The 25,965-nt window shown below is 68.9% G+C and carries 27 protein-coding genes and 1 tRNA gene; 11 read left to right on the forward strand and 17 right to left on the reverse strand.

Annotated elements, in window-relative coordinates; genetic code table 11:
* Nucleotides 1-261 precede the first annotated feature (261 nt).
* On the forward strand, nucleotides 262-1,122 hold the full coding sequence (locus HZS54_RS14830; protein WP_179917887.1) for a mechanosensitive ion channel family protein: 861 nt from the start codon (nucleotides 262-264) through the stop codon (nucleotides 1,120-1,122).
* A 9-nt stretch (nucleotides 1,123-1,131) separates the two neighbouring features.
* On the opposite strand, the gene HZS54_RS14835 is transcribed toward HZS54_RS14830, so the two are convergent.
* From HZS54_RS14835 to HZS54_RS14850, 4 genes are all read right to left on the reverse strand, one after another.
* Complete coding sequence (locus tag HZS54_RS14835) at nucleotides 1,132-1,332, reverse strand: DUF8029 family protein (protein WP_179917888.1); 201 nt, start codon at nucleotides 1,330-1,332, stop codon at nucleotides 1,132-1,134.
* A gap of 124 nt (nucleotides 1,333-1,456) precedes the next feature.
* Complete coding sequence (locus HZS54_RS14840) at nucleotides 1,457-2,524, reverse strand: Gfo/Idh/MocA family protein (protein WP_179917889.1); 1,068 nt, start codon at nucleotides 2,522-2,524, stop codon at nucleotides 1,457-1,459.
* Nucleotides 2,525-2,599: 75 nt separating this feature from the next.
* Nucleotides 2,600-3,280 (reverse strand): rhomboid family intramembrane serine protease, encoded by a 681-nt coding sequence (locus HZS54_RS14845; protein ID WP_179917890.1) that lies wholly within the window; start codon nucleotides 3,278-3,280, stop codon nucleotides 2,600-2,602.
* 5 nt (nucleotides 3,281-3,285) lie between these two features.
* Nucleotides 3,286-6,462 carry an adenosylcobalamin-dependent ribonucleoside-diphosphate reductase gene (locus HZS54_RS14850; RefSeq protein ID WP_179917891.1) on the reverse strand — a complete coding sequence of 1,059 codons (3,177 nt, stop codon included), beginning with the start codon at nucleotides 6,460-6,462 and terminating at the stop codon, nucleotides 3,286-3,288.
* Nucleotides 6,463-7,031: 569 nt separating this feature from the next.
* Between HZS54_RS14850 and HZS54_RS14855 the strand changes: the two genes are divergently transcribed.
* From HZS54_RS14855 to HZS54_RS14865, 3 genes are all read left to right on the forward strand, one after another.
* Entirely contained in the window at nucleotides 7,032-7,397 is a 366-nt protein-coding gene (locus HZS54_RS14855; RefSeq protein ID WP_179917892.1) for a DUF2237 family protein, read from the forward strand.
* Nucleotides 7,398-7,594: 197 nt separating this feature from the next.
* A complete protein-coding gene (locus HZS54_RS14860; RefSeq protein ID WP_179917893.1) occupies nucleotides 7,595-7,855 on the forward strand; it encodes a type II toxin-antitoxin system HicB family antitoxin in 261 nt (86 codons plus the stop codon).
* A gap of 6 nt (nucleotides 7,856-7,861) precedes the next feature.
* On the forward strand, nucleotides 7,862-8,113 hold the full coding sequence (locus tag HZS54_RS14865) for a type II toxin-antitoxin system HicA family toxin (protein WP_179917894.1): 252 nt from the start codon (nucleotides 7,862-7,864) through the stop codon (nucleotides 8,111-8,113).
* Between the two features lie 156 nt (nucleotides 8,114-8,269).
* On the opposite strand, the gene HZS54_RS14870 is transcribed toward HZS54_RS14865, so the two are convergent.
* From HZS54_RS14870 to HZS54_RS14895, 6 genes are all read right to left on the reverse strand, one after another.
* Nucleotides 8,270-8,341, reverse strand: a tRNA-Ala gene (locus HZS54_RS14870).
* Nucleotides 8,342-8,463: 122 nt separating this feature from the next.
* Nucleotides 8,464-8,772: a 30S ribosomal protein S10 gene (gene rpsJ / locus HZS54_RS14875; protein WP_006885248.1), complete on the reverse strand. Its 309-nt coding sequence runs from the start codon at nucleotides 8,770-8,772 to the stop codon at nucleotides 8,464-8,466.
* Between the two features lie 3 nt (nucleotides 8,773-8,775).
* Nucleotides 8,776-10,047 carry a translation elongation factor EF-1 subunit alpha gene (gene tuf / locus HZS54_RS14880; protein ID WP_179917895.1) on the reverse strand — a complete coding sequence of 424 codons (1,272 nt, stop codon included), beginning with the start codon at nucleotides 10,045-10,047 and terminating at the stop codon, nucleotides 8,776-8,778.
* Nucleotides 10,048-10,216: 169 nt separating this feature from the next.
* The gene (locus HZS54_RS14885; RefSeq protein WP_179917896.1) at nucleotides 10,217-11,503 is read right to left on the reverse strand and encodes a hydroxymethylglutaryl-CoA reductase, degradative; all 1,287 of its coding nucleotides are present in this window, start codon (nucleotides 11,501-11,503) and stop codon (nucleotides 10,217-10,219) included.
* Nucleotides 11,504-11,573: 70 nt separating this feature from the next.
* Nucleotides 11,574-12,530, reverse strand: a complete 957-nt coding sequence (locus HZS54_RS14890) for a homoserine dehydrogenase (protein WP_179917897.1) — start codon at nucleotides 12,528-12,530, stop codon at nucleotides 11,574-11,576.
* Nucleotides 12,527-13,060 carry an amino acid-binding protein gene (locus HZS54_RS14895; protein ID WP_179917898.1) on the reverse strand — a complete coding sequence of 178 codons (534 nt, stop codon included), beginning with the start codon at nucleotides 13,058-13,060 and terminating at the stop codon, nucleotides 12,527-12,529. The genes HZS54_RS14890 and HZS54_RS14895 overlap by 4 nt, the downstream gene beginning before the upstream one ends.
* A 179-nt stretch (nucleotides 13,061-13,239) precedes the next feature.
* Between HZS54_RS14895 and HZS54_RS14900 the strand changes: the two genes are divergently transcribed.
* The 4 genes from HZS54_RS14900 (at nucleotide 13,240) to HZS54_RS14915 (ending at nucleotide 16,485) form a co-directional block, all read left to right on the forward strand.
* A complete protein-coding gene (locus tag HZS54_RS14900; protein WP_179917899.1) occupies nucleotides 13,240-14,457 on the forward strand; it encodes a hypothetical protein in 1,218 nt (405 codons plus the stop codon).
* Between the two features lie 25 nt (nucleotides 14,458-14,482).
* Nucleotides 14,483-15,553, forward strand: coding sequence for an ABC transporter permease (locus tag HZS54_RS14905; RefSeq protein WP_179917900.1), 1,071 nt, complete (start codon nucleotides 14,483-14,485; stop codon nucleotides 15,551-15,553).
* Nucleotides 15,546-16,250, forward strand: a complete 705-nt coding sequence (locus HZS54_RS14910) for an ATP-binding cassette domain-containing protein (protein ID WP_179917901.1) — start codon at nucleotides 15,546-15,548, stop codon at nucleotides 16,248-16,250. Before HZS54_RS14905 ends, HZS54_RS14910 begins: the two co-directional genes overlap by 8 nt.
* A gap of 61 nt (nucleotides 16,251-16,311) precedes the next feature.
* Nucleotides 16,312-16,485, forward strand: coding sequence for a hypothetical protein (locus HZS54_RS14915; protein WP_179917902.1), 174 nt, complete (start codon nucleotides 16,312-16,314; stop codon nucleotides 16,483-16,485).
* Between the two features lie 172 nt (nucleotides 16,486-16,657).
* On the opposite strand, the gene HZS54_RS14920 is transcribed toward HZS54_RS14915, so the two are convergent.
* A complete protein-coding gene (locus HZS54_RS14920; protein WP_179917903.1) occupies nucleotides 16,658-18,847 on the reverse strand; it encodes an elongation factor EF-2 in 2,190 nt (729 codons plus the stop codon).
* A gap of 161 nt (nucleotides 18,848-19,008) precedes the next feature.
* On the opposite strand from HZS54_RS14920, the gene HZS54_RS14925 reads away from it, so the two are divergent.
* On the forward strand, nucleotides 19,009-19,758 hold the full coding sequence (locus HZS54_RS14925) for a DUF5781 family protein (protein ID WP_179917904.1): 750 nt from the start codon (nucleotides 19,009-19,011) through the stop codon (nucleotides 19,756-19,758).
* A gap of 30 nt (nucleotides 19,759-19,788) precedes the next feature.
* Here the strand turns inward: HZS54_RS14925 and HZS54_RS14930 are convergent, their stop codons facing one another.
* Genes HZS54_RS14930 through HZS54_RS14945 form a run of 4 tightly spaced genes read right to left on the reverse strand, consistent with a single transcriptional unit; the run spans nucleotide 19,789 to nucleotide 23,260 of the window.
* A complete protein-coding gene (locus tag HZS54_RS14930; RefSeq protein ID WP_179917905.1) occupies nucleotides 19,789-21,234 on the reverse strand; it encodes a PQQ-dependent sugar dehydrogenase in 1,446 nt (481 codons plus the stop codon).
* A 12-nt stretch (nucleotides 21,235-21,246) separates the two neighbouring features.
* Complete coding sequence (locus HZS54_RS14935; RefSeq protein WP_179917906.1) at nucleotides 21,247-21,984, reverse strand: energy-coupling factor transporter transmembrane component T family protein; 738 nt, start codon at nucleotides 21,982-21,984, stop codon at nucleotides 21,247-21,249.
* Entirely contained in the window at nucleotides 21,978-22,682 is a 705-nt protein-coding gene (locus tag HZS54_RS14940; RefSeq protein ID WP_179917907.1) for an energy-coupling factor ABC transporter ATP-binding protein, read from the reverse strand. Before HZS54_RS14940 ends, HZS54_RS14935 begins: the two co-directional genes overlap by 7 nt.
* Nucleotides 22,679-23,260: a biotin transporter BioY gene (locus HZS54_RS14945; protein WP_179917908.1), complete on the reverse strand. Its 582-nt coding sequence runs from the start codon at nucleotides 23,258-23,260 to the stop codon at nucleotides 22,679-22,681. Before HZS54_RS14945 ends, HZS54_RS14940 begins: the two co-directional genes overlap by 4 nt.
* Nucleotides 23,261-23,392: 132 nt before the next feature.
* Here HZS54_RS14945 and HZS54_RS14950 point away from each other — a divergent pair, with 132 nt between their 5' ends.
* A complete protein-coding gene (locus tag HZS54_RS14950; protein ID WP_179917909.1) occupies nucleotides 23,393-24,211 on the forward strand; it encodes an aldo/keto reductase in 819 nt (272 codons plus the stop codon).
* A gap of 385 nt (nucleotides 24,212-24,596) precedes the next feature.
* Here HZS54_RS14950 and HZS54_RS14955 read toward each other — a convergent pair whose 3' ends face one another.
* Complete coding sequence (locus HZS54_RS14955; protein WP_179917910.1) at nucleotides 24,597-24,776, reverse strand: hypothetical protein; 180 nt, start codon at nucleotides 24,774-24,776, stop codon at nucleotides 24,597-24,599.
* A gap of 111 nt (nucleotides 24,777-24,887) precedes the next feature.
* On the opposite strand from HZS54_RS14955, the gene HZS54_RS14960 reads away from it, so the two are divergent.
* Nucleotides 24,888-25,298 carry a hypothetical protein gene (locus HZS54_RS14960; RefSeq protein WP_179917911.1) on the forward strand — a complete coding sequence of 137 codons (411 nt, stop codon included), beginning with the start codon at nucleotides 24,888-24,890 and terminating at the stop codon, nucleotides 25,296-25,298.
* Between the two features lie 48 nt (nucleotides 25,299-25,346).
* On the opposite strand, the gene HZS54_RS14965 is transcribed toward HZS54_RS14960, so the two are convergent.
* Entirely contained in the window at nucleotides 25,347-25,964 is a 618-nt protein-coding gene (locus tag HZS54_RS14965; protein ID WP_179917912.1) for a 30S ribosomal protein S7, read from the reverse strand.
* Nucleotide 25,965 lies beyond the last annotated feature (1 nt).

A 25,965-nucleotide genomic window follows, 5' to 3' on the forward strand; every position in this document is an offset into this window, starting at 1 on the left:
CCGCACAGCACCGCAGACAGCCACATACCTCCCCAGCCGATTTCGTTGCTCGTCGCAAGCTCCTGCGCTACTCATCCCTCGCGCGATGCTGTCGCGCGCTTTCATGCGCGCGACAGCGCGCGCCACCGCACCTCGGCCGTGAACAGGTGCCGGAACGGATACGGTGGAAGGACGGCCGAGCGGCGTGGAACGTGGGGCGAACCATCGGCTACGAGTGACTCGCGTGACCACCTTTACCTGGGTGCCGTCGTTCGTACCCCTATGACTCTCCTGCAGTCGCTCTCGCAACTGGGTGAGGAGTACGTCGACCTGGGCTGGCAGCTCGCTGAGTTCGCGGCCGTCGCTGCGGTCGTGTTCCTGATCGGTCAGCTGGTCGTCGAACCGCTGGCGCGGCTCGTGCTGGATCGCTGGAACCTGGATCGGACGCTGGAGCGGGCGCTCCTCAAGGTCATCGGCGTCGCTGTAGTCGTCGTCGCGCTCGCAGCGGGGGTCGCCGCGGCCGGGTTCACCGCGCTGCTGGGCGGGTCGGCGCTGGTCGTCGCCGCGCTGACGCTGGCGGTGGGGTTCGCCGCCCAGGACGTGCTCTCAAACTTCGTCGCCGGCCTGTTCATCGTCCAGGACCGCAACTTCAACATCGACGACTGGATCGAGTGGGACGGCCGCGCGGGGTTCATCGAGGACATCGGCTTCCGCGTGACCAGGGTGCGGACCTTCGACAACGAGACGGTCACGGTGCCCAACACCGAACTCGCGACGACCGCGGTCACCAACCGGATGAGCAACGAGCAGCTGCGGATCTCGTACTCCTTCGGCATCGGCTACGCCGACGACATCGACGAGACGACGCGGATCCTCCTCGACGTGGCCGACGACCACGAGGGGATCCTCGACGACCCCGAGCCGTCCGTGCGCGTCACGGACCTGGCCGACTCCGCCGTCGTCCTCCAGTCGCGGTTCTGGATCGACAGCCCCGACCGCGAGGAGTTCTCCGTCGCCCGCTCGACGTACATCCAGCGGGTCAAAGAGCGCTGCGCGGCCGCGGGTATCGACCTCAGCACGACCACCCAGCACGACCTCTCCGGCGAGCTCGCCGTCGCGGAGCCGCCGGCCGTCGACCGATGAGCGGCCGACCTACAGGACAGAGAAACCGAGGACGCTCAGGATGTACAGCGTCCCGACGATGATGATGCCGATGATCACCAGCCGCCAGGCCATCGACAGCAGGAACCGGCCGATCAGGATGATCGCCGCCAGCAGGACGAGGACGCCGAGTATCCCGACGGGTTGCGTGAGCAGTTCCAGCCCGGACTGAAGCACCACTGCGCTGAGCATACCGGATACAGGCCGGCCCGTGACCATAAGCTTCCGGGACCGTCCGACGGGCGTCCGACGGGATCGCCTCGCTCGGCGGTCGACCCCGGTTGCGGACCGCGAGGGCGGCGCCCGGCTGCCGCCGTCAGTCCTCACCGGCGGGCTCGGGCGACAGCTCGCCCGACTCGACCATCGCTTCGAGCGGGTTGTCCTCGACCCGGAGCGGCAGGTCCACCCGGCCGCGCCGTCGCGAGGACTCCCAGGCGGCGAAGATCACTTCGGTCACCGACAGCGCCCGCCGGGCGGAGAACTCCGGTTCGACGCCGTCGCGCAGGCAGTCGACGACGTGGTCGATGGCCGGCGGGACCGCCGCCGCGTTCTCGACGCCGGAGACCAGCGTCTCCCACCCTTCGCCGTCCCGGCGGACCCGCGCTTGCGCCTCGTTCCACGGCGTCACCTCGATGACGCCGTCGGTGCCCTGCAGGCGGTGGTGGACGCCGACGCCGTCCTCGCCGAACCCCGTCGTCGCGATGCCCTGGACGCCGCTCTCGTAGGCCCACTGGACGAGCCCCTGGTTCTCGTTGTGCGCGCCGTACTTGACGTACTCCTCGCGGTAGTCGATCTGGCCGATGACCCACTCGACCGGTGACTCCCCGGCGTACATGTGCGCCAGGTCGACGTGATGAGTCCCGTTGTCGAGCAGCGTGCTCGTGCCGACCTCGACCCGCTGCAGGTCGCCGATAGCCCCCTCGTCCAGCGCCCGCTTGGGCTCGCGCCACACCGGGGAGAAGCGCCGCTGGTGGTTGAACGTCAGTTGCACGTCCCGGCGACTGGCCTCCTGAGCCATCAGGCGCGCGTCGCCCCACGTCGTCGCCATCGGCTTCTCGCAGTGGACCGCCTCCGGGACGCCGCTGGCGATGCAGTCGAGCACGATCTCGGCGTGAGTCGGGACGGGGGTCGATATCGAGACGATATCGGGGTCGGCCGATTCGAGCATCGTCTCGTAGTCCTCGAAGATCCCCGATTCGTCGACGGCGAACTCGTCGGCGAAGGCCGCGACGTTCTCGCGGACGATGTCGGCGGCGGCGACGATCCGGCAGTCCTCGCGCTCGCGGTAGCCCTCGGCGTGTCGGTAGGCCATCGCCGCGCTCTCGCCCCATACCGGATTGTCGGGCTCCGGTCCCGTTCCGATAAACGCGATATCGTACGTCATACCCTCCGCGTTACCGCGGCGGGGGAAAAGTCCACGCCTCCCGGAAGGCCGGACCGGATCGGGTGGTGCGAGGCGCTACGACCGATAGCGGGCGTCGCCGGAGAACAGCACCGCGCCGGTCGGTCGAACGAGTCCGACGCCGAGGCCGATCGCCACGCCGGTCAGGTGGCCGACGACGCCGACCTCCGCGGTCCCGGCCGCGAGCGCGACCAGCCCGAAGACGGCCTGTCCGGCGATCACGCCCCCGAAGAAGACCCACAGCCAGGTCAACTCACCGTGCCAGCCGCCCGTCGCGACCCGATACCGGACGCTGTCGACGACCACGAGCGTCGTCATCGCGAGCACGATACCGCTGGCGCCGAGCGTCCCTGCGACCCGACCCGAGACGCCGAGCGACACGTACCAGGCGACCTGCGCGCCCGTCGTCACCAGCCCCGAGACCGCCGCCAGCGCGAGGAATCGCCGGCGACCCAGCCGGCGCTCGACGACGCCGCCGAACAGCAACAGTTGAACGACGCTCGAAACGACGTGCCTGGGATCGGTCGGTAGGTGCGCCAGCGGCGCGAGCAGCCAGCCCGGCGAGGGGTCGGGCGTCGCGACGAACAGCGCGACGAACGTCCGATATCCGAAGCGGTCCCAGACGTACCACTCGGCGGCGAAGACGAGAACGAAGAGACCGCAGAGAGAGAGGGTGGCCGGAACGCTCCGGAGCCACGCGAGCCCCCGCGACAGCGTCGATGCGGGGGCCTCGTCCATCTACCTCAGCACTCCGACCAGCCGCAGGACTCGCAGGTCTTGCAGCCTTCGGAGTAGTACAGCGACAGCGACGAGCACTCCGGACACTCCGGGCTCTCGCCGGCGTCGATCAGCTCCTGCTGGTCGCCCTCGGCGGCCTGTCCCGCCTCGGGACCGGGCTCGCCCGCGTCGCTGCCGGGCGCGGCGCCCATCGATACGGAGGCCCCGCCGTCCGTCTCCGGTTCGGCGGCGCCGACGTCCTGGTTCGGGTCACTGCCCTCACGGCGCTCCTCCTCGGCGGTCTCCTCCAGCGTCGCCTGCTGGGGGTAGCCCTTGTCGATCTCGTCGTCGAGGTAGCGACGGAGGGCCGTGCCGATGGCGTCCGGGATGGACTGGATCTGCTCGCCCTTGTCCCAGGCGACCTTCGGGCTGCGGATGCCCTGCAGCTCGTCGGCGATCTCGTGCGGGTCGACGCCCGCGCGCAGCGCCGTCGAGATGGTCTTGGCCAGCGCCTCGGTGAACGAAGCGGTGAAGCCGCCGGAGTTGCCGATGTTGGCGAACAGCTCGAACGGGCGCTCGGCCTCGGGGTCCTCGTTGATGTTGACGTAGAGCTTCCCGTAGCCGGTGTCGATGCGCTGGGTGACGCCGTGGAGCACGTCCGGCCGCGAGCGCTTCTGGGCGTAGTCGGGGCGCTCGCCGTCGGCGGCGCCGAGGATCTCCTCGGTCTCCGATTCGATGGCCGCCTGGACGGCGTCCTCCTCGAGGAAGGCGTCGAAGCCGCCGAAGACCTCCTCGATCTGGGCGACGACCTCGTCGGCGTCCATGTCGGCGAACTCGGTGTTCTGGGCGCGCGTCGTGAGCACCTGCTTGCTGCGGGTGCCGTCGCGGTAGTAGGTGACGCCCTTGCCGCCGTGGTCGTAGATGTACTCGAAGACGTCCTGGGCGTCCTCGACCGTCGAGTCGTTCGGCGCGTTGACGGTCTTCGAGATGGCGGAGTCGACGCCCTCCTGGCAGGCGACCTGGATCCCAGCGTGCTGCTTGGCCGAGAGGTCGCCCGTGGTGACGAACAGCTCGCCGACCGCGTCCGGGACCGTCGAGAGGCCGTCGACGCCGTCGAACTCGTTGTTGGCCATCTGCTCCTGGGCCTCCTCTTTGACGGCGTCGATGTCGAGGTCGTTCTCCTCCAGCACGCGCAGGAAGTAGTCGTCGAACTCGACGAGCATCTCGTCGCCCTGCACGTCGTCGGAGACGTTCTTGTAGTAGGCGACGTTGTAGATGGGCTCGCAGCCGCCGGTGGTGTTGCCGACCATCGAGGTCGTGCCCGTCGGCGCGATGGTCGTCGTGTTGTGGTTGCGCAGCGCGAAGCCATCCGCCCACTCGTCGGCGTCGAGGCCGGTCTGCTTCTCGAACCACTCGCGGTACTCGGTGGGGTTCGCGTACTTGGAGTTGTCCCACTCCTCGAAGCTCCCCCGCTCGGCGGCGAGGTCGTGGCTGGCCCGCTTCGAGCCGTGGTTGATGTGGCGCATCAGCTGGCGGGCGACCTCGTTGGACACGTCGTCGCCGTAGCGCATGCCCAGCTGGATGTACAGCTGCGCCAGGCCCATGACGCCCAGACCGATCTTGCGCATCTCCCGGACGGTCTCCTCGATCTTCGGCACCGGGAAGTCCGACATCGTGACCACGTTCTCGAGGAACCGAGTCCCCATCTCGATGCGGTGGTCGAACGCCTCGAAGTCGATGGCCTCCTGCAGGAACGCGTCGACCGCGTCCTCCAGCGTGTCGTACTCGTCGGCGTGTGCCTCCGACCAGACGCGCCAGTCGGGCGCGTCCGTCGCCGCGAGCGTCGAGAGGTTGATGTGGCCGAGGTTACACGCCTCGTACTCCTCGAGGGGCTGCTCGCCGCAGGGGTTCGTCGCGAGGATGCGGTGGTCGGGGTGTTCCTCGACGTCGAACGAGTGTTCCTTGTTGATCCGCTCGAGGTAGACGACGCCCGGTTCGCCGTTCTCGTGGGCGCCGTCGACGATGCGCTCCCAGACCTTCCGGGCGGGCACCGAGAGGACCTCGCCGACCTCGACGTACTCGCCGAGGTCGAACATCTCGTACAGTTCCTTGGTCTCGGCGGTGGCGACGTGGGGCTCCTCGGTCCGCGGGTTGGTGAAGGTAAACTCCTCGTCGGCCTTGACCGCGTCCATGAAGTCGTCGGTGATCCCGACGGAGATGTTGAAGTTAGAGAGGTGCCCCTCGACGGCGTTGCGGAGGTGCTTGGGCACTTTGCCGTCGTCGTCGATGAGCTCCCGGGCCTCCTCTAAGGCGTCGGCGAAGGAGTTGTGCGTGAAGTCGTCCGGGTCGTTCAGACGCAGGGTGTGCGCCAGGGAGACGTCCTTGTTCTTGGCGTGGATGAACTGGATCACGTCCGGATGGGAGACGCGCATGACGCCCATCTGGGCGCCCCGACGGGCGCCGCCCTGGGCGATTGTCTCGCACATCTGGTCGAACGTGCGCATGAACGTGATCGGACCGGACGCGATGCCGCCGGTCGAGCCGACGGCGTCCCCGTACGGGCGCAGCCGCCAGAAGGCGTAGCCCATGCCGCCGCCGGACTGGAAGACTTCGGCGGCCTCCTTGGCGGTCTGGTGGATGTTCGTGATGTCGTCCTCGGGCGAGTCGACGAAACAGGCCGACAGCTGCTGGAGCTCGTCGCCGGCGTTCATCAGCGTCGGCGAGTTCGGCATGAAGGACAGATCCTCCATCAGCCGCTGGAACTCCTCGGCGGTCGCCTCGACGTGGCTCCGGACGCCATCGGGCAGTTCCGGGACGACCGTCTCGTAGGCGAACTTGTTGACGTTGTGCTGGTTCAGGGCCGTCTCCGCGTCGTCGTCGGCCGTCGTGCCTGCGCCGAAGACTTCCTCAGCGAGCTCGTCGCGGCGCGGGTGGTCGGGCTTGAGCTGGTCGGGCGTGACCGTGACCTCGACGCCCCGTTCGTCGGCCTCGTAGACGGCCTCGGCGAGCGCGATGTTCTTGGCGACGCGGACGAACAGATCCTCCTGCTGTTCGACGAGTTCGCCGTCGGCGTCCTTGCGGAGATAGCGCGCGGGCAGAATGTTGTGATACGCGTTGCCGGTCAACCGCTCCTCTAACGTCGCCCCCTCGGTGCGCTTGATCGGCAGGTCGATGTCGTCGACCGCGAGATCGCCGCTACTCATGTGTTCTAGTCCTCCCCCGACCGATACCAAAACCGGATCGAGAGCGTGTCCGCTGTGGCCTCGTACCTATCATCTGTGACGGAAATCCTGTTTGTTTGGGTCCCAAATAACGCTTTGGTTTGCGGGTACTCGCCGATCGATACGTGTGTCCGAATCCCGAGAAGTCGCGTCGCTACGGACGTTGCTGGTCACCTGACCGTGCGTTCCGTTTCATACGGTGATTACCTCTTAAGCGTAGGTATACCGCGGTGAAAGTAGTTTCGAATTCCCGAAAATCGGGGGATAGCGGCCGGATCTGCAGTGGAAGCGATCGGGGGTTTCGAGTGGAGACCCCCTTCGTTCGTTCCCCGTGAGCCGACATCACGAGGCCGGGATCATGTGTATAATTGTTCTTATATAATCGGATCGGTGGGGGAGACTGCCTTCGCGTACCACGGAGACGGAACGGGCCGATATTTTATATAAGAATATTGTTTATTGGGGCCGATCGCCGGTCTACTCGGGGCATCGGACAGTTCCGGTCGTCCACAGTCCGAAGGGATTAGCCCGCACGCGACTAACGGGCAGGTGTGACGGAGCGGAACGTACTCGGAACGGAACTGGCGACGTGTAGCGAAGACCCGCTGACCGGCTACGGCCGCGACGGCTGTTGTCGGCACTTCCCGAACGACGCCGGCCGCCACGAGATCTGCGCGGTGATGACCGAGGAGTTCCTCCGGTACAGCAAGTCCCGCGGGAACGACCTGATCACCCCCCGGCCCGAGCTTGAGTTCCCCGGCCTGGAGGCCGGCGACCGCTGGTGTCTCTGTCTCGACCGCTGGCTCGAAGCCGAGGCCGCCGACGCCGCCCCGCCCGTCGTCCTCGAAGCCACCGCCGAGGAGGCCCTGGAGCGGGTGCGTCTGGAGACGCTCGAAGCGCATGCTCACGAGGAGTGACGGTGCGAGCGGGCCTGACGGAAGTCGTCGACCCGTTTCGTTCACGGCCCTGGATACTCGGGCTGCCAGCGAACCGCTAGCTCGGGAGGGGCCCCGTCCGGAAAAAGATGGTAGTGGACTCGCGGGGCAGGAGCCGCCCGTGAGACGGAATATTCCGACCGAAGGTTTTTCTCCGAGTCCACGCAAGATTCGCTCGTATGGCGACGAGAGCCCACGACGATTCCGACGGGGAGGGAGTGGAGTTCATCCACGAGGACGACGGCTCGATCACCGCCAGGGACATCGAGACGGGGGTCGCTTCCTTCGGAGACACAAAGGCCGAGGCCCTTCGGATGCTCGCCGAGGCCCTGACACTTCACGAGGGCGGCGGCGAACCGGTGTCCGACGAGGACCTCGAAGAGTGGGGCCTCGATCCGGAGAACGAAGGAGACGAGGAACCCCCGGACTTCATGCAGTAGACCCCGATGGTCCGCACGCAGTTTTCCGGGCGCGAAATAGCGAAAGTCCTGCGTAATCACGGCTATCGGAGGGCTGGACGAACTGGGAGCCATCTCCAACTTCGGTGGGAGAGTCCGGACACCGACGAGGTTCGAACGGTGACTGTCCCGATGAAGTCGGAGGACGAGATCCCGATGGGGACGCTCCACTCGATAGCCGACCAGTGCGGCGCCGAAGACTTCGAGGCGTGGTGTCGATGGATCGACGAACACGCGTAGCGACGCGCTTCGAGCCAATCGGACGGGACAGTTCGAGACTCCGAACCAATTCGATCTGAGCCGCCGATAGTTTCGCTACCCGTGGGCGAGAAAGTTCCCGCGAGAACCGCAGTACCGGCGACTAACCGGATAGTTCGCGGGAACGAAAAACCGCTATGGACTCGCGGGGATTTGAACCCCGGGCCTCTTCCTTGCGAAGGAAGCGATCTGCCACTGATCTACGAGCCCGCGTATATCGCTCGCAGCGCGGAGGGGATAAGTCCTGCGCGTGAGAGCGGCTTCGGCAATCGGTCACACGGTCGCGCCGTCGGGCGACCGGGCGACGGCGGTGGCCGCTGCCACCGTCCCCTCTAGTCCTCGAGGACGATCTCGATGGAGACGTCGTTCGGGACCTGGATCCGCATCAGCTGGCGCAGCGCGCGTTCGTCGGCGTCGATGTCGATGAGCCGCTTGTGGACGCGCATCTCCCAGTGCTCCCACGTGGCGGTCCCCTCGCCGTCGGGGGACTTGCGGGTGGGCACCTCGAGCGTCTTCGTCGGCAGCGGGATCGGCCCCGACAGCTCGACGCCGGTCTTGTTGGCGATGTCGTTGACCTCGCCGCAGATCGAGTCGAGGTCTTCGGGACTGGTGCCGGCCAGCCTGACGCGTGCTTGCTGCATGAGTTACTCGCGCTCGTTGACGGACATGACCTGCCCCGCGGCGATGGTCTGACCCATGTCGCGGATGGCGAAGCTCCCCAGCTCGGGGATCTCGTTGGCCGACTCGATGCTGAGCGGCTTCTGCGGGCGGATGGTGACGACTGCGGCGTCGCCGTTCTGGATGAAGTCCGGGTTCTCCTCCTCGGCCTCGCCCGTCGCGGGGTCGATCTTCTGGTCGATGGACTCGATGGTACACGCGACCTGCGACGTGTGGGCGTGGAAGACCGGGGTGTAGCCGGCGGTGATGACCGACGGGTGCTGCATCACGACGATGCGAGCCTGGAAGGTCTCGGCGACCGACGGCGGGTCGTCGGCGGGACCACAGACGTCACCGCGGCGGATGTCGTCCTGACCGATGCCGCGGACGTTGAACCCGACGTTGTCACCGGGGCCGGCCTGGGGCACCTCTTCGTGGTGCATCTCGATGGTCTTGACCTCGCCACCGACGTCGGAGGGCTGGAAGCTCACGTTGTCGCCCGTGTTGAGCATGCCCGTCTCGACGCGTCCGACCGGGACCGTACCGATGCCGGAGATGGTGTAGACGTCCTGGATCGGGAGGCGCAGCGGCGCGTCCGTCGGCGGCTCCGGCTCGGGCAGCGCGTTGAGCGCCTCGAGCAGGATCTCGCCGTCGTACCAGTCCGTGTTCTCGGACTCGCTGGCGATGTTGTCGCCCTCGAAGGCCGAGACCGGGATGAACTTCGCGTTCTCCGTGTCGAAGCGGACCTGGTTGAGCAGGTCCTTGACTTCCTCGACGGCCTCGTTGTAGCGGCTCTCCTCGTAGTCGACGAGGTCCATCTTGTTGATGGCGACGATCATCTCGCCGATGCCCAGGGTGCGGGCCAGGAAGACGTGCTCCTGGGTCTGGGGCTGGACGCCGTCGTCCGCGGCGACCACGAGCACGGCGTTGTCCGCCTGGGACGCGCCCGTGATCATGTTCTTGACGAAGTCGCGGTGGCCCGGACAGTCGACGATGGTGAAGAAGTACTCGTCGGTGTCGAACTCCTGGTGGGCGATGTCGATGGTGACACCGCGCTCTCGCTCCTCGGCCAGGTTGTCCATGACGTAGGCGAACTCGAAGCCGCCCTTGCCCTTCTCCTCGGCCTCCTCCTTGTGCTGTTCGATTACGTGCTCGGGGACGCTGCCTGTCTCGTACAGCAGTCGCCCGACCAGTGTGCTTTTCCCGTGGTCAACGTGACCAATGATAGCCAAATTCTGGTGTGGCTTGTCTTCGCTCATTGTTTATCTCACGCGCAGAGGCGCTATGTGGGAACTCTTTGGCGGTTAGTGTTAAAACCATTTCGATAGCGATTCCACGCGATCCCCACGCCGTCCTGCGATTTGGCAACCGCTCTCACGGACCACGGGCCGACGGCGTGGAGCGGCCCGGACGGCCGGCCGTCCGCCGTCATCCCAGTTCCTCGACGAGTTCGCGAGCGCGGCTCTCTCGGATGTCCTCCCCGGCGACCATGCGGGCCGCGACCTCCTCGACGAGTCCCGCCGGAGCGCCGGCCTGTCTGGCGACGTTCTCGGCGTGGAGCTTCATGTGCCCGGACTGGATGCCCTCGTCGACGAGCGCGCGCAGGCTCGCCAGGTTCTCCGCGAGGCCGAGCGCCGCGAGGACGCTCGCGAACTCGTCGGCGCCTTCGACACCGAGAACGTCCATCGCCGCTCGACCGGCGGAGTGGACCGCGGTCGCGCCGCCGACGGTCCCGACCTGGACCGGGAGTTCGATGCTGCAGATCAAGTCCCCGTCGTCACCGACCTCGTAAGTCGTCAGCGGACCGTACCCCTCCCGTGCGGCGTACGCGTGTGCGCCCGCTTCGAGCGCGCGCCAGTCGTTGCACGTCGCGACGGCCAGCGCGTCGACGGCGTTCATGATCCCCTTGTTGTGCGTGGCGGCCCGGTAGGGATCGCCCGCGGCGAACGCCCAAGCCTCGACGATGCGGTCGCGAACGGTCTCGCCGTCGATCCCGCTCGCTTCCTCGGAGTCGTCTCCGCTGTCGACGAGCGCGTCGGGATCGACCCGGCACCTCGCGCGTGCGAGCCGACAGTCCGCCAGGTTCGACAGGACGCGCAGCGAGACGCGGCCGCCGGTCGCGTCGGCCACGACCGGCGCGATGGCCTCGCACATCGTGTTCACTGCGTTGGCCCCCATCGCGTCGCGCACGTCCACGAGCAGGTGGACGACGACCGTCTGGCCGGCCGGTGTGTCGACGACGCGCGCGGTCACGTCCTCGCAGCCGCCGCCGTGGCTCACGAGGACGCCCTGGTCGTTGGCGACGGCGGCGATCTCCTCGGCGCGTTCGAGGACGCGCAGGCGCGCTGCGGTCGGGTCGGCCACGTCCGCGACCTGGACCTGCCCGATCATGTAGGGCCCGTCCGTGTCGGTGGTGAAGCCGCCGGTCGAGCGAGCCAGCAGCGCGCCCTTCGAGGCCGCGGCGACCACGCTCGACTCCTCGACGGCCATCGGCACCAGCACGTCCTCGCCGTCGACGACGAAGTTCGTCGCGACGCTCAGGGGGTAGGTGATGCTCCCGACCACGTTCTCGCTCAGACCGTCGACCGTCTCGCCGACCTCGCCGTCGGCGTCGAGCGCGTCGACCGCGTCGGCGTCGAGGTCACGGCGGTCCGCGACCGTCGACAGTCGCTCGGAACGGTCTCGGGTGTAGAATCCGGGGATCCGCGAGTTCATGCCAGCCAGAACAGGCGGGTCCGCATAGGGCGTTTCGGTCCCACGGGCCCCTGCGAAGCCGAGCGCCTCCCTAGCGCTCGGGCAGCCGACCCACGTCGGCCAGCACCGCGCTCGCGGTCTCGGGCCCGCCCGCGCCGCGCCCGGAGATGTTGAGCCGCCCGGCGTGTTCGGTCTCCAGCTGGACGATGTTCTCGGTGCCGGTCACGGCGAGCGTGCCGTTCTCGGGGACGAGCCGCGGACCGACGCGCACCTCGCCGGCGGGCGTGACCTCGCCGATGAGCCGGACGGTGCGGCCGTCCTCGGTCGCCAGGTCGAGCGCGCTCCCGGGGATCTCCTCGATGCCCTGCACCTCGGCGTCGTCCAGCGTGTACTCGCGGTCGTCGCCGGCGAGGACGTTCGCGACGATGACGCACTTCAGCGCGGCGTCGGTCCCCTCCACGTCGAAGGCCGGGTCGGCCTCGGCGACGCCCAGGTCCTGGGCCTCCGCGAGGACGTGCTCGTAGTCGAGCCCCTCGGCGGCCATCCGCGTGAGGATGAAGTTCGCCGTCCCGTTGAGGACGCCGCGGGCGGCGTTGATGTGGTCGGCGTCGAAGTCGGCGATCGTCGAGAGGACCGGCATCGCCCCGCCGACGGTCGCCTCGAACAGCACTTCCCCGTCGCTCTCGCGCTCCAGTTCGCGGACCTCGCCGTAGCGCTCGGCCACGGGCCCCTTGTTGGCGAGGACGACGTGGCGGTCGCGTTCGAGCGCGGTCCGAGCGTGGCCGAAGCCGGGCTGGGCGTCCCCGAGCGTCGTCGGCGTCGCCTCGACGAGAACGTCGTACTCACCGTCCAGCGCGGCCTCGGGGTCCGCGCTACCGACGACGCCGTCGGTGCGCTTGGACTCCAGGGCGGTCGCCACGTCGACGCCCTCGTGGTCGACGGCGGCCGACGAGGAGTCGGCCAGCGCCGTGACGGTGTGGCCGTAGTCGGCGGCCAGTTCCGCGACGGAGGCGCCGACGGCGCCGGCGCCCAGTACCGCGAGTCTCACGCCGCATCACCCGCCGTGAGCGGCTCGACCAGACGGAGGTCCTTCGCCGCGGCGATGTCGCGCAGGGCGGCCAGCGTCGAGTCGGTCTCCCCCTCCTCGGTGGCCAGTCGCAGGCGCGCGCTCGACACGTCCTCGGTCCCTTCCGGCGCCGACAGCGAGAGGTCGGTCACCGTCGCGTCGGTCGTCTCGCGGATGCGCGAGAGGGTGTGCGAGAGGTCGCTGTCGACGATGTGGCCGGAGACGACGATCGTCAGCGACTCGCTGTAGTGTTGCGTGCCGGCCTGGATGACGTTGATGCCGGCGTCGCGGAGCGCGTCGACGATCTCGTCGAAGCGTTCGGGGGTCGCCTCCAGGTCGACCTCGACGGGGATGTGACCCCGCGGGGTGAGGTTCCCCCGCTCGTGGAAGATCGAGAGGAGGTTCCCGCCGTTGTCGGCGATCGGGTGCAGCGCCCGCAGGAGCTCGCCCGGCTCGTCGACGAGTTCGAGCCTGACTGTGTACGCGCGTACCTCGTCGGTCGAGTCGCTCATCGCCCGATCACCTCCCTGGTGCGCTCGCGTGCGCTCATTAGGGGAGACTCACAGGGGGCGGCTATATCAATCCGGCCATTCCGGTCGTCGGATCGCCCCGCGACGGACCGCCGGAGGCCGCGGCGCTCGCCGCCGGAACCGACACTTATTACTGACATGTTCGAGTAGGGGAAGACGGAATGCCCTCCATACCGACAGGCACGATTAGCAGCACAGCGGCCAAGGCGGTCGTCGTCGTCGCGTTCCTCGCGGTCGGCGGCGTCGCCGCGGCACAGATGGGCGCCCTCGACGGCGTCACGGACTCGCAGGATTCGGCCATGCTCGAGCCGGTGCCCGACGGGGTCGACAGCGTCGCCGTCTTCGACGGGAGCGTCCTCGAGTCCGACACGGCCGAGCGCCTCTACGCGACGGGGTACAACGCCACGGTCGGCTCGATCAACGCCACCGAGTCGGGCGAGGCCAACGAGACCGACGACGAGATGGTCTCCGCCACCTCGCCGGCCGAGATGATCCCGGCGAACCTGACGGGCGCGTTCGACGAGGTCGAGAACGAGAGCGGTCTCGACCCGCGCGCGGTCGAGCAGGTCATCGTCTACAGCCAGCGCCAGGCGAACTTCACGTCGCCGCCTTACCAGGGCGCCATCGTCGAGGCCGACTGGGAGAAGTCCGACGTGGTCGACGCGGTCTCGGAACAGGCCAACCGGTCGTACCGTAACACGACCGTCGACGGCGTGACCGTCTACAAGCCCGAGCCCCAGGAAGAGGAGGACAACGTGACGAGCTTCGGGCCGCCCGAGCCCGACCAGTGGGTCGCAGTCTTCGACGAGGACGAGTACGTCTTCGGCACCGAGCAGGCCGTCGCCGACGCCGTCGACGTCGAGGCCGACAACGCCGAACCCGTCGACGGCGACCTCCGCCGCGCGCTCGAGGAAACCCGCGACGGCTACCTCCGGTACGCCCAGAGCTCCCAGAACGTCAACGTCACGCAGATCAACCGGACGATGGGCCAGTCGACCGGCCTGAACGTCACCGCGTACGCCGAGGCCTACAACGACCTCCACATCACCTCGGGGACCTACTACATCACCGAGGACGGCGAGGCCCTCGGCACCGAGTCGCGCGTCCTGACGAACTCCACGGACACCGCCCGGGACGTGAAGGACCTCGCGCAGGGGTTCATCTCCATCCAGGCGGGCGCCATCCAGAACGAGACGCTGGAGACCGAACTCCGCGAGACCGACGTGACCCGTGACGGCACGACGGTGACCGTCTCGCGGCAGACGGACATCGAGACCGCCGAGACGCTCATCCGCTGGTACGGTTCGATCCTGACCGGCGGCCAGAGTTCGACGGCGACCGGCGTCGCGACGGGATCGACCGCAGCAGGGATCGCGTAAGGTCCTCCCGTCTCACTGTTCTCGAATGGACGCACCGCTCCTCCAGAAGGAACTGTTCTGGCTCCGCCGCAACTGGCGAGCCGTCGCCGTCGTCTTCCTGCTCGCGCCCGCGCTGTTCGGCGTCGCCACGACCTCCTTCGACCGGACCGTCCCTCAGGACGTGCCGGTCGCGGTCGTGCCCGCCGACGACGCCGTGACGGAGGACGAACTGCAGGCCGTCACCGGCCTCGCGCGGACGGTCTCCGCGCCGCGCGAGTACGATTCGCCCGACGCCGCGCGGACCGCGCTCGACCGAGAGCGGGTGTACGGCGTCCTCACGGTCGACGACGGCCTCTACGAGAGCGGTGCGAACGTCACCCTCTCGCTGGCCGTCGACGGCGGGATGGTGACCTACGTCGACCCGTCGCTGGCGGTGACGGGGACGCTCCGCGACCGCGCGGGCGTGTTCCCGTCGACGGTCACCGTCGAGCGAGAGATCGTCGGCGCCCAGCGGACGCTCCCCGAGTTCCTCTTCGCGACCGGGCTGGTGTACCTGCTCGCCATCTACGCGTTCACCTACGTCCCCTACCACCTGGCCCGCGAGCAGCGGGTGTTCGACCGCGTGCGCGTCGAGTCGTCGCTGTGGGCGCTGCTCGCCGCGAAGGCCGCCCTGTTCGCCGCGCTGGGCGCCGCCGCGGTCGCGAGCATGGGACTAGCGGGCGTCGCGCTCGGCTATCGCGTGTCGGTCGCCGACCCCGCGGCCCTCGGCGTCGTCGCGCTGACGGGCGCCGCGCTCGTCGCGGTGAGCCTCGGCGTCACCTTCGCCACCCGGTTCTCCGTCGCCGGCCGGTTCGTCAACGTCGCGCTCCTCGGCGGGATCGTCGCCTTCTCGAACCCCGTCTACCCGACCGGGTTCTTCTCGGCGGCCCGCCGGACCATCGCCGGCTGGAGCCCGGTGTATCACGCGACGGTCGTCGTCCGCGCGGTCGCGCTGAAGGACCTCTCCCCCGGACTGTTCACGGACCGTCTGCTCCTGCTCGGCGGCGTCGCCGTCGCCGCGGGCTGCTGGCTGGCGGCGAGCGTCGTCGCCTACGAACGGAGGGGTCGCGATGGCTGACCGCGCCGGAGGGGCGAACCGCGAGCGCGAGCGCGACCCGGCCCGCGAGATCCGTCTCGACGGCGTGGTCAGGCGCTACGACGGCGTCACCGCGCTCGCGGGCGTCGACCTCCGGATCGAGGCCGGCGACCTGCACGCGCTGGTCGGGCCGAACGGGTCGGGCAAGTCGACGCTACTCGCGCTCGTGCTCGGTCTCGACCGGCCGACTTCGGGGACGATCACCCGTCCCGAGGGCCGGATCGGTTGCGGGTTCCAGACGCCGAGCGTCTACCCCGACCTGACCGTCGACGAGAACCTGCGGGTGTTCGCCGCGATGGGCGACGCCGGCGACGACTGGCTCGCGAGCGTCCGGTCGGGCCTCGAACTGGACGAGGTGCGCGACCGCGTCGCCGCCGACCTCTCGGGCGGCTACCAGCGCCTGCTCGACGTGGCGCTGGCGTTCGTCCGCCGGCCCGCCTTCGTCCTGCTCGACGAACCGCTGGACGAACTCGACGACGCCGCCCGCGAGCGAGTCGTCGCGTTCGTCGCCGACTACTGCGAGGGCGAGCGGACCGTGGTGGTCTCGACCCACCACCTCGACGCGTTCGGCCCCTCGCTCGACCGGCTGACCGTCCTCGACGACGGCGACGTGCGCTTCGACGAACGCGTCGACGGGAGCGACGACTACCGCGCGATCTATCGCGACCTGCTCGAGTGAACCGGGACCGCTCGCGGGCGCCGACGCGATTCTCTTTCGTCGCGAGTCCCGCCTCGGAGGCGTGGGCACGCTCTCGAAACTGAAGAAGGTCCTCGGCCTCGCGGAGAAACACGACGACAGGACCGCGAGGGAGGTCGGCAAGCGCACCGACAAGGTCGACGAGAGTCAGGTGAAAGACGCGGTGGACACCGCGGCGTCGAAGGGCCGAGAGAAGGACAAGGAGGTCGCCGAGTGAGGACTGTTTCTGCTGAGACCCACCGAGCGGAAAGAGAGAAGAACGTCCGCGCGCCTGCGGCGCGCGGTTCGACCGCCGAAGCGGGGCGAAGCCCCGCGAAGGCGGCTTTTTCACCCATGTTTTTGGCGGAGGGGTGGGCGCGGTTTGCCCACCCCTCCGCGAAAAAGATGGTTTAGAAGTAGTCGATCGCTTCGTGGAGCTCCTGCTTCATGCCCTTGCGCTCTCGGATCTCCATGATGGTCTCGCGCTGGAGGTTGTCGGCCATGACCTGGAAGCCGGCGTTCTCGGTGTTCCAGGAGGCGCGACCCTCGGTCGCGCTCCGGATGTCGCTCGAGAAGCCGATCATCTCGTCGACGGGCGCGACGCCCTCGACGACCATCAGATCGCCTTCCTGGTACATGTCGTCGACGCGGCCACGACGACCCTGAATCTCGCCCGAGGCGGCGCCCATGTGGTCGTTGGGCACGTCGATGCGGACCTCCTGGATCGGCTCCAGCAGGCGCACCTCGGCGTCGATGAGGGCGTTGTGGATGGCCTGGCGGGTGGCCGGGATGACCTGGGCCGGGCCGCGGTGGATGGCGTCCTCGTGGAGCCGCGCGTCGTGGAGGCGGATGAGCGAACCCTGGACCGGCTCGGCGGCGAGCGGGCCGTCGTTGAGCGCCTCCTCCATCCCTTCGAGGACCAGCTCCATCGTCTCGTTGAGGTGCTGGATACCCTTCGTGTCGTCGATGATGATGTTGGTGTTGTGGATGTGCTCGACGTTCTGGGAGGTGTCCTTGTCCATGCCGGCATCCTGGAGCGCCTCGCGGCGTTCCAGCTCGGGCATGTCCATGGAGGCCTCGCCGTGCTGGATGGCCTCGACGATGTCCTCGTCGAGGGGCGTCACGGTGATGTAGAAGCGGTTGTGACGGTTCGGCGAGATACCCTCGACCTCGCGGGAGTCGCCCTGGGGCGCCTCGCGGAAGACGACGATCGGTTCGCCGGTGTTGATCGGGATGCCCTGGTTGCGCTCGATGCGCTGGCCGATCACTTCGAGGTGGAGCTCACCCTGGCCGGAGATGAGGTGCTCGCCGGTGTCCTCGTTGATCTCGATCTGGATGGTCGGGTCCTCCTTGGCGACCTGCTGGAGCGTCTCGATGAGCTTCGGCAGGTCGTCCATGTTCTGTGCCTCGACGGACTTCGTGATGACCGGCTCCGAGATGTGCTCGATGGACTCGAAGGGGGTCATCTCGATCGAGGAGACCGTCGAGCCGGCGATGGCGTCGCGGAGGCCGGTGACCGCGGCGATGTTCCCGGCGGGGACGCGGTCGACCTCCTGGCGCTCGCCGCCCATGTAGATGCCGACCGACTGGATGCGGTTCTTCCCGGCGGTCCCGGAGACGTACAGCTCCTGGCCCTTCTCGATGGTGCCCGAGAAGACGCGGCCGGCGGCGATTTCGCCGGCGTGGGGGTCGATCCCGATGTCGGTGACCATCAGGACGACCTCGCCGTCCTCGTCGACCAGCTGCATCGTCTCGGCGACCTCGGAGTCGGCGTCGCCGCGCCAGATGCGCGGGATACGACGGGGCTGGGCGTCGATGGGGTTCGGGAAGTGCTCACAGACCATGTCGAGCACCACGTCGGACAGCGGCGTCCGGTCGTGGAGCTCCTGGCGCTTGTCGGCGCGCTCGAGCTCCATGATCTCGCCGAAGTCCATGCCCGTCCGCTGCATCGAGGGCATCGAGACGCCCCACTTGTACAGCGCGGAGCCGAAGCCGACGGTACCTTCCTCGACGCCGACGGTCCAGTCCTCGTCGATGTCCTCCATCTCCTCGGTCATGCCGCGGATGAGCTCGTTCACGTCGCGGATCACGGCGAGAAGTCGCTCCTGCATCTCCTCGGGCCCCTCCTGGAGCTCGGAGATCAGGCGGTCGACCTTGTTGATGAACAGGGTCGGCTTGACGCCCTCGCGCAGCGCCTGGCGCAGGACCGTCTCGGTCTGGGGCATCGCGCCCTCGACGGCGTCGACGACCACGAGCGCGCCGTCGACGGCGCGCATCGCGCGGGTCACGTCGCCGCCGAAGTCGACGTGGCCCGGCGTGTCGATGAGGTTGATGAGGTGGTTCGTGTCCTCGTACTCGTGGGTCATCGAGACGTTCGCGGCGTCGATGGTGATGCCGCGCTCCTGCTCGTCCTCCTCGGTGTCCATCGCGAGCTGCTCGCCCGCGGTCTCGTCGGAGATCATGCCCGCGCCGGCGAGCAGGTTGTCCGTCAGCGTGGTCTTCCCGTGGTCGACGTGCGCTGCGATGGCGATGTTCCGGATCTGCTCCGGCTTGTCCATCAGTGTCTCGCATTCCTGTACGATTTTCTTACGTCGGCCCATTATACGGCCTTCTATCAATGGGGGCGTCAAAAGGGTGCTGTTTCCATTCGCGTGCGACAACTCGAAGCACGCGGACGGATGTCGTTCACCGGCGGAACGGTCGCGAGATCGTGCCAATCCCCCGCAAGAGTAATACTCGCGTAAACCTTGACTCGGAGCGTATGGACGTGCGAGTGCGCGGCCCCGGTCCGGACGGCCCGATCCTCGGGGCGCGCGACCTCTTCGAGACGGAACGGACGCTGAAGCGACCGGTCACCGTCGAGATACGCGAGGACCCCGACGAGCGGACACGGGTGAGCCACGACGACGAGGGGCACCTGTTCGTCATCTCGCAGCAGGCGGCCACGTCGGCGATGGCGCGCGAGCTCGCGCTCCACGAGTTCGCCCACATGCACCACTACGAACGGGACCACCCCTCCCACACCCAGTCGATGGAGGAGGTCATCTTCCTCGCGCTGGCCGGCCGGTCGGTCGAGCGCCGGAAACTCACCCACTGCTATCAGATCGCCAACCACATGAAGGACATCTACGCCGACGACGTGTGGCTGGAGGTCGCCCCGGCGGACAAACTCGTCCCCTTCCTCGAATCCAGCCTCGCCGCGGCCGTCGCGGACCGCCCGCGCGACCCGCCCGCGTGGGACCGACTGACCCCGGCGGCCGACCCCGACATCACCGCGGTCAACGCCGCCTTCGCGCTGGGGCTGGTTGAGCGCCACGACCTCGTGGACGAGGACCACCGGATCTACGACCTGGCGCACGCGGCGGCTCAGGACGCCCCCGAGATCGACGTGGCGGCGTTCACCCGGCGGTTCCGGAACCTGGCCCGCGACCCCGATAGCAGCGAGTACCGGAAGGCGCTGGTGGACGTGACCCGCGCCTACGCGACCGGCGGCGAGCGGGCCGCGGACTGACCGGGGACCGGAGCGGACCGACCGCGTATTCTACTCCTGGGTCAGCCGGACGAGCACGTCGTCGCGCTCGCGGGGGAACTCGCCTTTCGCGCGGCCGTCGCGATTCGAGGTGATGACGTAGATGTCCCCGTCGGGCGACTGCTCGACGTGGCGGATGCGGCCGAGTTCGTTCTCCATCGTCGTGTGAACCGTCGCGGTGTAGGCCTGGTCCGCCCAGTCGTCGGTGACCTGCGCGTAGGCGTCCTCCGCGGGCGGGAGCGTGCCGCCTTCGGGCGTCAGCGTCGTGACGATCAGCTGCTGGCTGACGAGTCCGCCCGTGATCATCCGGTTGCGGAGCGCGGGCACCTCGTCGCCGGTGTAGAACAGCGACCCCGTCGGCGCGAAGCTCTGTCCGCCGGTGTTGAAAAGCGGCGGGTGGACGTCGCTGTCGAGATACTGTTCGCGCTCGCGGACCGCCTCGCCCTTCTCGGCCCAGCCGTAGTTCGCGCCGGCCTCCAGCCGGTTGATCTCGTCGCGACCCGTGGGACCGTGCTCCGAGGCGACGGGCGTGCCGTCGGGGAGCCAGACGAGCCCCTGCGGGTTGCGGTGGCCGTAGGTGAACACTCTGGGGTCGGCGCCGTCGCCCAGATCCGGGTTGTCCGGCGCGGGGTCGCCCGAAGGCGTCACGCGGAGGATCTTCCCCGCGAGGGTGCTCGTGTCCTGAACGGCCCCGCGCTGGCCGCCGTCCCCGCAGGTGACCCAGAGGTAGTTGCGCGGGCCGAAGGTGATCCGCCCGCCGTTGTGGTAGTTGTCCGCCGGGATCTCGTCGACGACCGTCCCGGCGGGCTCGCCGGGGTTCTCCGACTCGACGTCGAAGGCGGCCACCTTGTTGTACTTCGTCCCCTCGCCGTTCGTGTAGGTGTAGTAGACGAAGATGCGCGCGGGGTCCGGGAACGTCGGGTGGACGGCGACCCCGAGGGTACCGCCCTCGCCGCCCTTGACCCACCACGGGCGCTTGTCCGACCCCGGCTCGATGGAGCCGGCGTCGATGGCCTCGGTCGGTTCGGCGACGGTGCTGACGTTCTCCCCGTCGAATCGAAGCACGCGGCCGACGCGCTCGGTGACGAACATGTCGCCGTCGGGGGCGAAGGCGATGTCCCAGGGGACCTCCAGGTTCTCGACGAGGACCTCGGTACCGAGCGTCGCCTCCAGCGGCGAGCTCGTCGGTGCCTCCCACTCGGTGTCGTAGCCCGACCACTCCTCGAGGGGGCGGCCGACGACCGACTCCGGCGTGGCCGCGTCCGAGCCGTCGCCCGCGTCGCCGTCGGATCCGTCGCCACCGTCCGGTCCGCCGCCGTCGCTCGACCCGTCGGTCGGCGTCGCGGTCTCGGTCGAACAGCCCGCCAGGCCGGCGACGCCGGCGGCGGTCAGGGCGAGAAAGCCGCGCCGCGAACGGGGAGGGGTCGCCGCGTCGCGCTCGGTCGAGTCGGGGTTCATACCCGGTTCCTATTACGCGACCGGAATGAATCTTCCGGGAAGGCGGGCGACCAGCGGCCAGGCCGCGAGCGCGACGCCGAGCGCGGTCGCGAGGTAGTCGCGTCGCCGGAACGCCAGCGGGGGGAGCGTCGGGTTCCAGGCGAAACAGCGCGCCCGGAGCGCGAGCGTCAGCCGGTCGGCGCGCAGGAACGACCGCTGGAGACTCCTGGTCAGGATTCGCTCGACCCGGTCGCGGAGCGGCCGGCGCTCGCCCGCCCGCGCACGCACCGCCCGCCGCGTCGCTCGCAGGTCCCGCAGGACCACCGGGAAGAACCGGAAGACCAGCCCGACGCCGACGCCGAACAGCCGACCGATCTTCCCCGGGACCGTCAGCTGGATGGCCGCCCGCGTCTCGCGGACGGGCGTCGTCCGCACGTAGACGGCGCTGACGAACACGACCGGGACGACCCGGGCGACCGACCGCAGCGACTCGACCGCCGGCCCGACCCGGAACCACGGCTCGCCCAGCGCCGCGCCGCCGACGACCGGTCCCACCGAGAGGAACAGGAAGACCGGCCAGTAGGCGCGAACCACCCGGAGCGGGGAGAGCCGGCCGGCCGCGAGCGCCCCGAGCGCGACCGCGCCGCCGACCGCGAACCCGCGCACCGTCGGGTCGCCGAACACGGCGACCGCGAGGCCGAACTGGACGGCGAGTTTCCCCCGCGGGTCGAGCCCGTGGGCGAGCGAGTCGCCCGGTTCGTAGGTCAGCATCGCGGGTCGCGGACCCCGACCTCGTCCAGTCGGTCGAGCGCCGCGGGGGTCGGTTCGTCCAGCGCCACCCGCCCGTCGGCCATCCCGACCACGCGGTCGACCAGCCCGACCACGTCGCGCAGGTCGTGGGTGACGACGACGAGCCCCGTTCCCTCGGCGACCAGCGCGTCGAGGCGGTCGAGGACGGACTCGCGGGCGCTCCGGTCGAGCCCGACCAGCGGCTCGTCCAGCACGAGGTGGTCGGGCTCCATCGCCAGCGCGCCCGCGATGGCGACCCTGGCCTGTTCGCCCCCGGAGAGGCGGTCGATCCGTTCGTCGCCGCGACCGGCCATGTCGACCGCGTCGAGCGCCTCCTCGACGCGGCGGTCGATCTCCGTCCGGTCGAGTCCGAGGTTCTCCGGGCCGAAGGCCACGTCGGCGCCGACCGTCCCGGCGACGAACTGGTCGCGGGGGTTCTGGAACACCATCCCCACGCGCGTCCGGGCGTACACCGGCTCGTCGGTCACGTCCCGGCCGTCGACGCGGACGCGCCCCTCGTCGGGCTCCAGCAGCGCGTCGAAGTGTCTGACAAGCGTGGTCTTGCCGCTGCCGTTGGCGCCGACGACCGCGACGGCCTCGCCGTCGTCGATGGACAGCGAGACGCCGTCGACGGCCGCGACATCGCCGTAGCGGTGGACGAGCCCCTCGGTCTCGATCATTCCCGGAGGGCGACGACGCCGCTCTCGACGACGGCGACGGTGACGAACACCTTCACCACGTCCGGCACGGCGAACGGCGCCATTATCCCGGCCGCCGCGCCCAGAGAGATGTCCAGAACCTCGGCCATCCACGGGAGGCCGACAGCGTAGACGACGACCAGCCCGGCGGCCACCGCGGTGAGTTCGACCGGGACTGAGAGGTCGGCCACCGCCCGCGGCTCGACCCCGCGGTGGGCGACCGCGCCGACGACGACCGCCGACAGCGCGAACCCGACGAGGAATCCCCCGGTTCGCCCGCCGAAGTAGCCGATGCCGGCGGCGCCGTTGGAGAACACCGGCGCACCGGCCGCACCCGCGACCAGGTACAGCGCCATCGCGAACCCGCCCCACAGCGGCCCGAGCAGGAGTCCGGCGAAGAAGGGACCGAACGGCTGTAGCGAGAACGGCACACCGACGCTCGGGATCGGGATCGACAGCTGCGCGAGCGCCGCCGTCAGCGCCGCCAGCACCGCCGCCCCCGCCAGGTTCCGCACCGTGTCGTCTGCCACCAGCTCGACCGACTCGTACTCCTCTGCCATATGCCTCCGTGCTCCGTCAACCAGTAAATAGACACTGGTTTACGGCACTCCGGGTCGGTCCGGTTCGCGGGACAGACCGGTTTCGACCACCGCAGGGCGGGGATTTACTTCCCGCCCGTCCGCAGTCGGCTCATGGAACACGTCACCGTCCAGGGCGTCGAGGTCCCCGCCGTCGGCCTCGGGACGTGGCAACTCACCGGCGAGGAGTGTTACGAGACGGTCTCGGCCGCCCTCGAATTCGGCTATCGCCACGTCGACACCGCTCAGATGTACGAAAACGAAGAGCAGGTCGGCCGCGCCCTCACCGATTCGGACGTGGACCGCGAGGACGTGTGGATCACGACGAAGGTCACGCCCGGCAACGCCCGCCGCGACGACGTGGTCGAGAGCACGAAGGAGAGCCTCGATCGGCTGGGCACCGACTACGTCGACCTGCTCCTGCTCCACTGGCCGAACCCGCTGGTCTCCTTTCGCGACACCGCCCGCGGCATGGCCGAGCTGCGCGACGACGGCCTGATCGCCCACGCCGGCGTCAGCAACTTCCGCCGCTGGCGACTCCGCCGCGCCCGCGAGAAGTCCACCGTCCCGATCCTCGCCGACCAGGTCCGCTTTCACCCCTTCTACCCCCACGGCGCGCTCCGGGAGTACTGCGGGAAGACCGATACCATGTTGACCGCCTACAGCCCGCTCGCCCACGGCGGCCTGATCGACGACCCCGTCCTCGCCGAGATCGGCGAGCGCTACGACAAGACGCCGGTGCAGGTCGCGCTCCGCTGGGCCACCGGCTTCGAGAACGTCGCCGTCGTCCCCAAGACGACCTCGCGCGAGCACCTCCGCCAGAACGCCGAAATCTTCGACTTCGAGCTCTCCGACGACGAGCGCGACCGGATCACCCGCCCCTCCTACCTCAAATCGACCGGCCTGTTCCTCCGCAACGAGATGGGAATTTGAGGGTTCGAATCCGGTGATCAACCACAGCGGCGCGCGCTGTCGCGCGCTCTCGTGCGCGCGACGTAGTCGTGCGAGGGATGAGCATCGCAGCCTGCGAGAAGCGCAAGCGGCTGGGGAGGTTCGAGGCCGTCTGCGGTTACTGTGCGGGGCGGGTGCGGTCGCGATGCCGTGCTGTCCCTGGTGTCCGCGCGACAGCGTTCGCGCGGGCTCGGGAGAGCTTGCTCTCCCGGTGGACTGAAAGGGCGAGACGCGCTCGCGTACAGTTCAGTCGTCTGAGCGGCCCCTATCCGCGCGGGCGGTGCGGAGAGCGCGGATATGTCGCTCAGCGACCGCGAGCGGCTCGAGGGCTTTCATCCCTCACCGATGAGTGAAGTCGCGATCGGACTCACTCCCGTTCGGACTCCAACTCCTCGACGCGCTCTTGCAACTGGTCGATCTCCCGGTCGCGCCGCAGAGCGCGCTTCAGGAAGACGCCGACGAGCAGCACCACAGGAACCGACAACACGGTCGCGAACAGCAGGATAGTCAGCAGTTCCGCGGAGCCGCCTGACTGGAGGGGGACCATGGCCGACGGTGGGACCGTCGGCCGCTTGGAGTTTGCGGACGCGAACGCGGTCAGTCGGCTCGGTCCGCCCCACGGTGGTGCGCGATCGCTTCTCACACCGGCCGGGGATTGATGGACGGGTCCGACCAACTCTCGGCCATGGTCGACTCGGGGATCCGGCGCTGGAGTTTCACGCGCGACTACGAGGTCGGTGACGGGCCGTGGCCGACCGACGACGAGGCGACCGTCGAGTACGACGACGAAGCGGCGGCCGTCACCGTGAGCGGCGTCTTCTTCGACGGCGACTCCGGCCACGAGGCGTGCGCTCGGCGAGTCTCGTACGCACCGAACGAACGGCGGCTCGCCGTCGACGTGGGGAGCGTCAGAACCGGCGAGGAGTTCGTGATGGACCTGATACAGCGGGTCCACTACGAGGTGAACGTCGTCTTCGCCGGCGAACTCCCGGCGGTCACCGAGATCCGACACGTTCCCGATCTCGGAAACGAGCAGTTCGCGACGACGGTCGAACGGTCGGACGCGTGAACACGGTCGCGACTCACGGACGAGCGAAGACGGAAAAGCGGAGAGAGATTACCGGGCGGCGGCGGCGACGCGCTCCTTCTCCTCTTTCTGGTTGACGGCGTAGGCGGAGACGTCGTCGTTGGCGGCCGAGGCGAGCTGGTTGGCCAGCGCCTCCTCGGCGTCGGTCGGCGTCTTGAACGAGTCGTTGTAGACGCCCTCGGCGATGAACTTCAGGGCCTGGTCGACGCGGCGCTGGGGCGCGACGTCGACGGCCTTCGGCACGGAGATCCCACCGTACTTCAGGCGGACGGTCTCCTCGCGCGGGGCGGCGTTCTCCACGGCGGAGACGAGGACCTGAACGGGGTTCTCGTCGGTGCGCTCGTGGATGATGTCGAAGGCGTCGCGCGTGATGCGCATGACCTTCTGCTTGTCGCCGGTGTTCTCCTCGGTCTGCATGAGCCGGTTGATCAGCCGCTCGACGACGCTGATCTCCGACTTCTGGAACTGCTTGCCGGCGTGGCGACCCATCGTGTGGGCGATGGGCGTGACGGTGATGTAGCGCTCGGTCGAGGGGTCGGTGTAGTCGATGTCGGTGACCTCCCACTCGCCGAAGAGCTTGGCGGGCGCGTCCTCGTCGTCTGTCCCGGCCGGGGCGTCCGGCTCGGGCGCTTCGTCGTCAGCACTCATG

This window comes from Halosimplex pelagicum, assembly GCF_013415905.1.
GTDB lineage: Archaea > Halobacteriota > Halobacteria > Halobacteriales > Haloarculaceae > Halosimplex > Halosimplex pelagicum.